Here is an 11,592-nt window from a genome sequence, read left to right on the forward strand (position 1 = left end):
TTATTAACTAATTTTAAAATATCACAATATTGAAATAAAGGTTACGAATACACCATATTACAATAGATTTCATTACATATTTCCAATTTTTAACGCTATAAATCAAAAACGAAAACCTTAATTCCTTAACTTTATGACAATTGCTTAAAAAGAATGTAAAATGTTATTGAGAAGAACCAATATTCGGGAAAAACTTATTCTAGCGAAGCAAAAAGACAAGTCTTCCGATAAAATTTTAAATGAAGTATATCGTGTTTTAGCCAAAGAGGACGATACCCAGAAAAGAATTGAGGTCAACCTTAAGAGTAAGGACTCAATTATTTCCAATGACTTTAATTTTGATCTGTTGGAAACTGCCGAAATTTACCACGTACGTCATATAAAAGAAATAGCGGTTGACTATAGGTTACGTTTTTTGGATTCCCGTTATTTTAAAGGAGAAATTCCACAGGAAGCCATTTCCAAAATCAAAAAACTGGAAAAGGTGCACGAACTGGAATTAAAAGGATTTAAGATACTTGCGCCCTCAAAACTTTTTAAATTAGAAGACAGGGATGATCCCATTTTATTTGCCCCGATCGGCAATGACCATTACTATTTAATCCATAAATGGGGCCGCGATCTGCATCCATTGAGGAAAATATTGATGTGGCCTTTTAAAAGCCTGGTAAATCTAATTGCCCTGGTGGTAGGAATTAGTTATTTAATTACCCTGTTGGTCCCAAACGGATTGTTTTCTAAAGAAAGTTCCAGTTTTCAATTCTGGGTAATTTTCTTTTTTATGTTTAAATGTTTGGCTTCCATAGTTATATTTTATGGCTTTGCCTTGGGCAAAAATTTTAATCCTGCCATTTGGAACTCCAAATATCTAAAAACCTAGAGGCAATTCTTTATTCCTGAAAGGTTTTAATTGGGAAACAATTCCATTGGAATGCCGTCCAAATTAACATTATCCAGAAATTTAGGGTCCGGTATTGGCTTTATCCTCATCAGTCCTCCTTTGCCACTATTCCCTTTTTTCTTATAGCCTATCAAAATTAAATTATTCTTGGCATCATAGGAAACCATTGTAGTATCCTCTATTTCGTATTTTAGATCTCTCTCCTCCAGACTAAGGAAGTTTTCATAAATATATAGGATAGATATATTTTCCTTAAAATCATAAACCGCGGCAATATGGGGATAAGAACTTTTTGAGCCCGATTCCATAGGGTAATACATCGTCTGGTTCCCGAAATATTCAGATGTGGTATACCCAAACTTTGGCTCTTTCCCCAACAGATAATTGGTGGTAATATCCAAAATCATAGTATTCCCATCAATTAGGCTATGTAAATTGGGGTAACTCACTAGAATATTGTCCATTCCATCCTGTGATATCTTTAAAACATCCGTACCCAGGTCCACCTCATAAGTAAGGGCCCCGCTATCAATATTTATAGCCATAAGAGCGTATTTATTGGTGATATCGGTATCCAAACAGAGAACGAAGGCTTTGTTATTGGAAACTAAAAGTTGTATGGGTTCTTTGGCCAGGGACACGTCTTTATAAAAGTTGGGACCTTTTGTTAGATCCAAAATCCTTAAAAAATAATCATCCTCTTTACTGTCTTTGGGCACAACAAAGGCCAACAAAGCTTTATTTCCTGAAAAAGCAACGGATTTTACATCGCGCTCGCAATTTAAATCTTCCGTAAACACAGTGGTATGGACCGCTGTACCATCGCTAAAATCGTGGACGCTAAAGTTGGCACTACAATCCTCTTCTGGGATATAAAACCCAATTTGGGAGCCATTCCTATAGAATAGTTGTGGCACAGGCACCATCTCAAATTCACCCATGCCAGGATTAATGGTAATTCCGTCCGAATCGGCATTTAAAAGCGCAGTTGTCATAAGCCCGTCTTTATGAAGCAAAACGGTATAGTCTGCCAACAGGCTTGGAGATTCGTTTATCTTATCCCCAACCCCTTCCTCAGAACAGCCTATGACAAGACATGCAATAAACATGCATATAAATAGGTAGGTTTTCATAAAGTAAGAATTTGGGTCCTACAAAATTACACCGGAACGGCGTACATTTTGTTGCGCTGCTCCTTTATAGTCTTATCGGACATATAATCATCAAACGTCAAATATCTATCAATATTACCTTTAGGAGTTAATTCTATTACCCTATTCGCCACAGTTTCAGCAAATTCGTGGTCATGGGTTGTAAAGAGAACTGTACCTTTAAAATTCTTTAGGGAATTATTGAAAGTGGTTATGCTTTCCAAGTCCAAATGGTTGGTAGGCTCGTCCAACATAACTACATTGGCCCTCATCAACATCATTCTACTCAACATGCAGCGCACCTTTTCACCTCCGGATAAAACCGTACATTTTTTCAAAGCTTCTTCACCGCTAAACAGCATTTTTCCCAAAAAGCCCCTAATACTTACCTCTTCCCTTTCTTCTTCCGTCTTGGCCCATTGCCTTAGCCAATCTACCAAATTGATATCTTCTGTAAAGAAAGAGGCATTATCTGCAGGTAAGTAGGATTGGTTGGTAGTTACCCCCCATTGAAAGGAACCACTGTCCGCCTTTCTATTGCCGTTTATAATCTCGTAAAATGCCGTTGTAGCCCTTGAATCCCTAGAAATTATTGCCACTTTATCCCCCTTTGCAAGATTAATATTGATATCCTGAAACAAAACCTCGCCCTCTTCTGTTGAAGCGGACAGCTTTTCAACGTTCAATATTTGATCTCCAGCCTCCCTTTCCCTATCAAAAATGATGGCAGGGTAACGTCTGCTTGAAGGCTTTATATCCTCAATTTTTAATTTGGACAACATCTTCTTTCTGGAAGTAGCCTGTTTACTCTTTGCCACGTTGGCGCTGAACCTTTGAATAAACTCCTGTAATTCCTTGGCCTTTTCCTCTGATTTCTTGTTTTGCTGTGCCCTTTGTCTGGCAGCCAACTGACTACTCTCATACCAAAAAGTATAGTTACCTGAGTAAAGATTCATTTTTCCAAAATCTATATCCCCAATATGGGTACATACAGAATCTAAAAAGTGTCTATCGTGAGATACTACAATAACTGTATTCTCATAGTCGGCAAGGAAGTTCTCCAACCAATTAATGGTCTCGTAATCCAAGTCGTTTGTAGGCTCATCCATAATCAATACATCCGGATTGCCAAACAATGCCTGTGCCAATAAAACCCTCACCTTTAATTTGGAATCCAAGTCGCCCATTAAGGTATAATGAAATTCCTCCGTAATCCCCAAGTTGGACAAAAGGGCTGCAGCATCACTATCCGCATTCCAACCGTTCATTTCCTCAAATTGAACCTGCAACTCCCCTATTCTATCCGCATTCTCGTCACTGTAATCGGCATAAAGGGCATCTATCTCCTTTTTTATCTTGAACAAAGGCTTATTGCCCATTACCACACTTTCCAAAACAGTATATTCGTCATAGGCATTATGGTTCTGCTCCAAAATGGACATCCTTTTCCCTGGCTCCAAGTGAACATGGCCGGATGTGGGGTCTATTTGTCCCGATAAAATTCGTAAAAATGTGGACTTTCCAGCTCCATTGGCACCAATAACACCATAACAATTACCTTGAGTAAAGGATACGTTTACTTCATCAAAAAGAACCCTTTTCCCAAATTGTACAGATAAATTTGATACTGACAGCATATATAAGGTTTTAAAATTTGTGCAAAAATAACAAAAATAAACCCGTTCAAGCAACTATATTACAACGCCTTTTGGTGTGATTTTAACTAAGAGCCAATAGATTTAACTCACAATTAACAGCCTGTATCTGTTGAGTTTATTAGATTTGTTCACTATAAAGTAGCTATTCTCATATGAATAAACCTTTACTATATTCTTTTCTTATTGCACTAGTTGGTTGCAGTTCGATAGAAAAAAAATCCCCTGGTGCATTCTTTGCTGGTGAAATTGTAAATCCCACAAGCGAATATGTCATTCTATTTAAGGATGATGTTATCATAGATTCGGCCAAACTTGATGGTGATAATAGATTCAGTATACAATTGGATACTGTTATGGAAGGTTTATACCATTTTGACCATAGTCCGGAATTGCAGTACGTTTATCTTGAAAAGGGAGACAGTTTAATGATCCGCCTAAATACTGAAGATTTTGACGAATCTTTGATATTTTCAGGCCGGGGCGAAGAAATAAATAATTTTCTAGTAGAGTTCTTTTTAAGTACGGAATCCGAGCCTGCTATAGTTTATTCCTATTCCGAACTTGATCCAGAGGACTTCTCCCATAAATTGGACTCTTTAAAGGAACTTAAAGTAAATGCCCTTAACGAGCTTGTAATAGATGTAACCCTTTCCCCAAAAGCGGCAGATATGGCCAAGGCCAGTATAGATTACAATTATTACATCTATAAGGAAAAGTATCCGTTTTGGAACAGGAGAAAGACAGGAAAAGACACCATCCCAGAACTTCCCAACAATTTTTACGATTATAGAAAGTTGGTAGACTACAACAATGAAAATCTATCCTATCATAGGTATTACTACAATTTTATGAAGACGCATTTTAATAATCTCTCCTATATGGGTTGTTATACAAAATGCAAGGATGCGCACTATGACATAGTTAAGAATAAATTACATTTTAACCAACACAAGTTAAAACTTATTGATAGCTTGGTTACCGAAAAGGACTTAAGGGATAATTTATTCAGAAATGTTGCCATGGACTATCTAATAAATGTCCATGATAGTGACGAAAACAATAGGATTTTTATTGATGACTTTCACAGACTTTCGGGAAACAATAGGCACAGCGCCGAAATAGAAGCTATTTACCAAGGGGTAAACAATTTACAGCCTAGTAATAAAATGCCCAATATTTCAGTTTTCAACACCAATGGGACTTTGGTAACCCTACAGGAAATTGCTGAAAAAGAGAAAAATGCCGTATTCTATTTTTGGTCAGGGACCCAAAGATCCAATTTCGAGAATGTACTTACGCGGGTAGCACAACTATCGGAAAACAAGCCGGAATTTACTTTTATTGGAATAAATTGTAATACGGACGCTCTAAGATGGCAATCCTTATTAAGTAGTAATCAATTGGATATGGAAAAACAATTCCGTACCGATGATTTTGAAAATTTAAAAAATGCCCTTGTTATAGGTGGTCTCAATAAAGGTATTATAACCAAAGATGGACTTATAGTAGATGCATTTGCAGATCTTTATAGTAGCTTTTAATAGGCCTTTCCGCTATAAGCAATATCACTTCTTTAGCATTAAGAACATCCCGATCAATAATTCAACAATCTTATACCATTTAAATATCGGCTAAAAAGAATAATTATCAAGAACAACAAAGCCTCTTGAGCTAATTAAGCAAAAGAGGCTTTGTCCTTTTTATTATTAAGGTAAAACTAGTTACCTTTCTGGTAGTCTTCCAAAAACTTAGCCAGACCACTATCCGTTAAAGGATGCTTTAAAAGACCTTCAATAGCTGACAAAGGTCCTGTCATAACATCAGCTCCAATTTTAGCACAATCTATCACATGCATTGTGTGCCTTATTGAAGCAGCCAATATTTGGGTTTGAAACTCATAATTATCATATATGTGCCTAATCTCAGAGATCAAGTTTAGACCATCTGTAGAAATATCGTCTAATCTACCAATAAAGGGAGATACATAGCTTGCACCCGCTTTGGCAGCCAACAAAGCCTGTCCGCAGGAGAATACCAGCGTACAATTGGTTCTTATTCCCTTATCAGAAAAATATTTTATAGCTTTTATACCGTCTTTAATCATAGGAACTTTAACTACGATTTGCTCATGTAATTCTGCCAATTCCTCACCTTCCTTGATCATACCCTTTAAATCGGTGGAAATTACCTCGGCGGATACATCACCATCTACAATATTACAGATATCCACATAGTGCTTTAAAATATTGTTTCTTCCGGTAATGCCTTCTTTGGCCATTAGGGAAGGATTTGTGGTTACCCCATCCAATACTCCTAATTCCTGGGCTTCTTTTATCTGTGCTAAATTAGCGGTGTCAATAAAGAACTTCATGTTAATTGCTTTTTAAATTATTAATTTGAAAGATATTGCCTTAGTGCATGTCTACCTCTTTGTCTGGCAAAATTACAATTTATAATGGTTCATCAAGAGTTTCTCATATACTTTGTCCGGTAATATTTTTTTTAGAAACAATGAGAACTTTTGCATAAACTCCCCTACCTTATAATGCACTTTAGGGTTTTCTGTATTTATTATTTTAAATACCATATGGGCCACCAATATGGGATCCTTGCCACTATCTACATGCTCGTTCATCATTTTCAAGGTACTTCCATAAGATTCCTTATAGGGAGAGTCCTCCAAAATTGGGGCATGGTAACGGCCAGAGGCTATATTGGTAGCAAAATCTCCAGGGGCCAAATTGGTTATGTTCACCCCAAATCCTTTGACCTCCATTCTCAAGGCCTCCGTAACCAGCTCCAAGGCACCTTTACTGGCGGAATACAATCCTCTATATGGCAAACCCATATAACCCGCAATAGATGTAATATTGATGATTAAACCCTTTTCTTGCCGCCTCATATGGGGCAATACAGCCTTCGACATGTGTAAGGGACCGTTAAAATTGGTATCGAATGCTTTTAAAATTTCCGAGTGCGGTGTTTCCTCTATGGGACCTGTAATTCCTATACCGGCATTGTTAACCAGAACATCCAGCCTACCTTCCTTTGCCATTAGCTCAGAAATAGCGGTCCCTATGCTTTCTGGATTTCTTACATCCAATTCCAAAAGTTCAAAATCGATAAAATTAGGATGATTGGCAACCTTCCTTGTTGTTCCGTAAACTTTAAAACCCTTTGATTTTAAATATATCCCGATCGATTTTCCAATTCCCGAAGAACCCCCGGTAACCAGTACAACCCTATGCTCCATTAAATAAAATTAAGGTTGCAAATTAACGAATAAAACAGGAATGGAAAGGGATGTAACAATGATATCTATGCCAAAGGGCTTAAAAAAGCGGGAAAAACACCTTCACTTTAGGGTACAAAAAATGGCAAGCTACCTACATCGCACCGCTACAACCATATACCCTTGCTGCGTTCCCACCCTGGGGGATTCTACAGGAGCTGGTCGTGTAGGACTTGCCGACGCAAATATACAATCTTTTAATTTTTTTACAATCGTTTTCAGGTCTTAATTTTATTAAATATCTTGCCCTAAAAAGTCGCCAAATTTATTTCTGGATATCGGGTTGATTTTAAGACAACTATATTAAATTCAAATAAAATAATTGTCCAGCACAGGCGCTTTAGCCACTAAAATTATATTATAAATTATACCCATATTAAAAAATGAACGCCTTTAAATTAAACCTATTCTTCATAATTCCCCTGTTCTTTTTGGCCTGTGATGGTACCACCAACCCCTCCAAACTCTTCGAAATTCAGTTGGAAGGAAACCAGACTGAGTTTCAAAAAAATCAGGTGGTCGGCATCTCTGTCAAAAACCTAAAGAATAAAGAGATTGAAAAGATTACCTATACCTTGGACAATAAGGCAATTACCCTGAACAACGATAAAATTACTCTGGACCAATTGGAACTTGGGGCCAAAACCTTGACCGCGAACATTAGTTTCGAAGGCGAAACCGTTGAAGTGTCCAAAGGAATTAAATTATTGGCAGAACACGCCCCCGAGATTTACACCTACGAAATTCTCAACGTATACCCCCATGATATGGACGCCTATACCCAAGGATTGGAATTTCATCAGGATACACTATATGAAAGCACTGGTAAAAAGGGTAAATCCTCCTTGAGGCAAGTAGATTTTAAAACTGGGGAAATTTTAAAAAAAATAGACTTGGACAATACTTATTTTGGAGAGGGCATCACTATTTTAAACAATAAAATTTATCAACTCACTTGGCAGAGTGGAGTGGGATTTATTTACGACCTAAAAGCCTTTAAGAAAATAGACAGCTTTAAATACAATCAAAGTAAGGAAGGTTGGGGCTTGTGTAACGACGGAAACAAAATATTCAAGAGTGATGGCACCGAGAAAATATGGTATTTAAATCCTGAGACTATGGCTGAAGAGGGACATTTTGAAACGGTAACCAATACCTCCATATTCAACAAGGCCAACGAACTGGAATTTGTAGATGGAAAAATATACGCCAACGTCTATCAAAAGGAAAGTATGATGATTATTGATGCCAAAAGTGGTGCAATAGAAGGCGTTATAAATTTTGCAGGCCTAAAGGAGAAAGTTACGCAACATCAAAATCTGGACGTACTTAATGGAGTGGCCTATCATCCACAAAGAAAGACCTTCTTTGTTACCGGAAAAAACTGGGACAAATTATTTGAGGTAAACATCCTTAAAAAATAACTATGGGAACTTTTGAAAAAACCATAAAGGTGGTAGAAGATGATCTGGATGATCTGAACCACGTGAACAATGTAAGATACGTTCAATGGATGCAGGATATTGCCAAGGAACATTGGCAGGCCAAAGCCCCTAAGGATTTGATCAACAGTACGGTATGGGTGGTATTAACCCATCACATTACCTACAAAAGTGCGGCAAAATTGGACGATGTTATTTTAATGAAAACGTATATAGATAAGACCAAGGGCCCCGTAAGCGTTAGGATTGTAGAAATGTACAATAAAGAAAGCAATCAATTGCTTGTTAAATCCAAGACCGAATGGTGTTTGCTAAACTCCGAGACCTTTAAGCCTATGCGGATTTCCCCAGAAATAGAAAGTATCTTTCTTACTCAAACCTAAATATTCAATATAAAATCCGTGCATAAGACTTTTTGTATTTTTTCTACCCTCGTTCTACTGGTATTATTTTCCTCATGTAGGATGGACTTTGATTATACAAAAAGTAACGGTTCTTTGGAATTCTCTAAGGACACTGTCTTCCTGGATACTATTTTCCGCAACATTGGTAGCAGTACCTATACCTTAAAGGTGTATAACCGCAGCTCCACCGACATCAGCATCCCGACAATTCAGCTTAAAAATGGGGACAACAGCAAGTATCGTTTAAATGTGGATGGAGAATCCGGTCAAATTTTTAGCGACATACCTTTGTACGCCCAGGATAGCCTCTACATCTTTGTGGAAACCACTGCTGATATTGGCAATACCGATGCCAAAGAATTTTTGCATACCGATGCCATTCAATTCGACAAGGAAAACCATTTGCAAGAAGTACAATTGGTCACCCTGATCAAGGATGCCATATTTTTATATCCAGCACGATCCTTGAACGGTGAACGGGAGAAAATTGTTCTCGATATTAAGGAATCAGGCGAAGAAATTAAAGTAGAAGGTTTCGAACTGGGGCCAGATCAGCTCAATTTTACCAAAGATAAACCCTATGTCATATATGGCTATGCTGCCGTACCTGAAGGTAAAACCCTAAGTATGGAAGCTGGAACACGAGTACATTTCCACAAAGATTCAGGGATTTTGATAAAAGAAAATGCTTCCCTACATATTAACGGTGAATTAAGTGAAGACAGGGATTTACTGGAAAATGAAGTTGTTTTTGAAGGAGATCGCCTAGAGCCCAATTACTCCGACATCCCCGGACAGTGGGGATCTATTTGGCTTTCCAAAGGCAGCGTAAATAACAAAATACACTACCTCACTATTAAAAATGCCACTGTGGGCATTCTCGTCCAAGGGGACAACAACCTAGAGGAAACCACTTTATCACTAAAAAATTCCCAAATCTACAATAGTGAAAATGTAAACCTATGGGCAAAGACCGCAATTATAAGGAGTGAAAATTTGGTTTTGGGAGCTGCTGGGAACATCTCACTATTTTGCAACCTCGGAGGAGATTACAGCTTTATCCATGCAACCATTGCCAATTATTGGAAATATGGGTTCCGCTCCGGTGCAGCGCTGCATTTGGACAATTCTACTTTGAGTGGAGGCATTTCAAATAGCCTGACAAGGGCTGACTTTAAAAATTGTATAATATATGGAAGCAATCCAAACGAATTGACCCTTATTAAAGATGAGGATTCTGTTTTTAATTTTTACTTTGAAAACTGCCTCTTAAAATTCAAGAATAATTCCGAAAATGAGCTCTACAATTTTGGCAATACCTTCAATTATGAGGACGTGCTGCTAAATTTAGATCCGGAATTTACATCTCCTATACAGAATAATTTTATAATCAAGGAAAATTCAAGTGCCATTGGAGCAGGAAATTTGGCTACGGCACAGTTGGTTCCCCTAGATATTTTAGGTGCGGACCGAACCAAAAATCCAACCCTTGGAGCATATGAAGTACTTTTTACACCATAAAATAGTACTATACTTCATGTATTGAAAGAAAAATCTTTCAAATTTTCTATATTTAGCCGATAAAACGAAAACCCTAGTTTTTCTAAGGTTGAAATACCCACCTATGCTTTTAAGTATTACTAATTTGCATTAAAATCATCTGAAATCATGGAATATACTTATACCATTTTGGACTCTGATGCCCAATCCAATTTACAGCTTCAACACTATATGGAAGAATACGGTGAATTTTATTGTTCAGGAGTAGCCTCTAACAGTATAGATGGTCTAAATGGTATTCTCAAAAAATCGCCAGATGTAGTTTTTATCCATTTGAACGAAAAGGCTCATGAGTATTTTCATATGATAATGGAAATGCACCAATATGTAAAGGAAATTCCCATTTTTATCGGAATTTCGAAAAACAAGCAATTTGCCTTTGAAGCCTTAAAATGCCATTTTTTTGACTACTGGTTATTACCTTATAACGAATTCGACATTAGAAAAACCCTCCTAAGGTTAAAGTTAAAAACCCCGAAGGAACAGGAGCCCAAAACACTTTTACTTCAATCCTATAAAGATTATCGCTATATAAATACTCAAGAAATCATGTATTTACAAGCCGATAACAATGCCACCGACTTTTTTATGAAAGATGGAAGTACTATAAGCGCTTTTAAAACGTTAAAGACTTTTGAGAATAATTTGCCGACGAATTTTGTAAGGGTTCATCAGAGTTATATCATCAATATCGACTTCGTTTCTAGGATCAACTATGGCAAAGGTCTATGCACTTTAAAGCATGACAAACTACAATTGCCCTTTTCCAAATCCTATAAAAATAACATTGACAACCTAAAAAAGGTCTTGGCCAAAAATACTATTTCCACCCTTAATTAGACGAATTCTCACAAAAACCGTACGTTCACTAATAGAACTCCCACATATACTAAAGATAATTCCTACATAAATTTTTAGTGACCCTTCATTGTTAATTTAGCTTTAGAAATAAACCTCATTAACCCTCGAAAACCACTAAAAATGAAAAGATTACTATCTATTTTCGCCGTAGTACTACTAAGTATCGGCTTATTTGCCATGGGAACACAAGATGTTTTCCCAACTGTAAAGAATTCAATTGCCACCGACGGTGACGTAATTCCAAGGGAAAGAAGGGACCCTCCCAAGGCCAACAACGATTTCAAGTACAACGCTAACGCAGTTGCTACGGATGGTGACGTAAT

11 protein-coding genes and 1 other RNA gene are annotated in these 11,592 nt (G+C 37.2%); 7 read left to right on the forward strand and 5 right to left on the reverse strand.

The annotated features are described in order from the left end of the window. The first annotated feature begins 160 nt into the window (after positions 1 to 160). Positions 161 to 880, forward strand: a complete 720-nt coding sequence (locus LV92_RS20590) for a hypothetical protein (RefSeq protein ID WP_111625484.1) — start codon at positions 161 to 163, stop codon at positions 878 to 880. 26 nt (positions 881 to 906) lie between these two features. Here LV92_RS20590 and LV92_RS20595 read toward each other — a convergent pair whose 3' ends face one another. Then, positions 907 to 2,034 carry a hypothetical protein gene (locus LV92_RS20595; protein ID WP_111625485.1) on the reverse strand — a complete coding sequence of 376 codons (1,128 nt, stop codon included), beginning with the start codon at positions 2,032 to 2,034 and terminating at the stop codon, positions 907 to 909. Positions 2,035 to 2,060: 26 nt separating this feature from the next. Next, positions 2,061 to 3,689 (reverse strand): ABC-F family ATP-binding cassette domain-containing protein, encoded by a 1,629-nt coding sequence (locus LV92_RS20600; RefSeq protein ID WP_111625486.1) that lies wholly within the window; start codon positions 3,687 to 3,689, stop codon positions 2,061 to 2,063. Positions 3,690 to 3,862: 173 nt separating this feature from the next. On the opposite strand from LV92_RS20600, the gene LV92_RS20605 reads away from it, so the two are divergent. Further along, on the forward strand, positions 3,863 to 5,251 hold the full coding sequence (locus tag LV92_RS20605; RefSeq protein WP_111625487.1) for a transaldolase: 1,389 nt from the start codon (positions 3,863 to 3,865) through the stop codon (positions 5,249 to 5,251). A gap of 176 nt (positions 5,252 to 5,427) precedes the next feature. Here the strand turns inward: LV92_RS20605 and fsa are convergent, their stop codons facing one another. The 3 genes from fsa to ffs all read right to left on the reverse strand — a co-directional run bounded on the left by fsa (position 5,428) and on the right by ffs (position 7,181). Next, on the reverse strand, positions 5,428 to 6,081 hold the full coding sequence (fsa, locus tag LV92_RS20610) for a fructose-6-phosphate aldolase (RefSeq protein ID WP_111625488.1): 654 nt from the start codon (positions 6,079 to 6,081) through the stop codon (positions 5,428 to 5,430). A 72-nt stretch (positions 6,082 to 6,153) separates the two neighbouring features. Further along, the gene (locus tag LV92_RS20615) at positions 6,154 to 6,963 is read right to left on the reverse strand and encodes an SDR family oxidoreductase (RefSeq protein WP_111625489.1); all 810 of its coding nucleotides are present in this window, start codon (positions 6,961 to 6,963) and stop codon (positions 6,154 to 6,156) included. Between the two features lie 119 nt (positions 6,964 to 7,082). Further along, positions 7,083 to 7,181, reverse strand: an RNA gene (gene ffs, locus LV92_RS20620) — signal recognition particle sRNA small type. 204 nt (positions 7,182 to 7,385) lie between these two features. Between ffs and LV92_RS20625 the strand changes: the two genes are divergently transcribed. From LV92_RS20625 to LV92_RS21850, 5 genes are all read left to right on the forward strand, one after another. After that, a complete protein-coding gene (locus tag LV92_RS20625; RefSeq protein WP_111625490.1) occupies positions 7,386 to 8,426 on the forward strand; it encodes a glutaminyl-peptide cyclotransferase in 1,041 nt (346 codons plus the stop codon). A gap of 2 nt (positions 8,427 to 8,428) precedes the next feature. Continuing rightward, positions 8,429 to 8,827 carry an acyl-CoA thioesterase gene (locus tag LV92_RS20630; protein WP_111625491.1) on the forward strand — a complete coding sequence of 133 codons (399 nt, stop codon included), beginning with the start codon at positions 8,429 to 8,431 and terminating at the stop codon, positions 8,825 to 8,827. 81 nt (positions 8,828 to 8,908) lie between these two features. Further along, positions 8,909 to 10,369 (forward strand): hypothetical protein, encoded by a 1,461-nt coding sequence (locus LV92_RS20635; protein ID WP_245946450.1) that lies wholly within the window; start codon positions 8,909 to 8,911, stop codon positions 10,367 to 10,369. A 147-nt stretch (positions 10,370 to 10,516) separates the two neighbouring features. Beyond that, positions 10,517 to 11,248: a LytR/AlgR family response regulator transcription factor gene (locus LV92_RS20640; protein ID WP_111625493.1), complete on the forward strand. Its 732-nt coding sequence runs from the start codon at positions 10,517 to 10,519 to the stop codon at positions 11,246 to 11,248. A gap of 141 nt (positions 11,249 to 11,389) precedes the next feature. Then, positions 11,390 to 11,592: hypothetical protein (locus LV92_RS21850; RefSeq protein ID WP_170126370.1), on the forward strand; the 203-nt coding region annotated here is incomplete at its 3' end.

Source organism: Arenibacter echinorum (genome assembly GCF_003259375.1).
Taxonomy (GTDB): domain Bacteria; phylum Bacteroidota; class Bacteroidia; order Flavobacteriales; family Flavobacteriaceae; genus Arenibacter; species Arenibacter echinorum.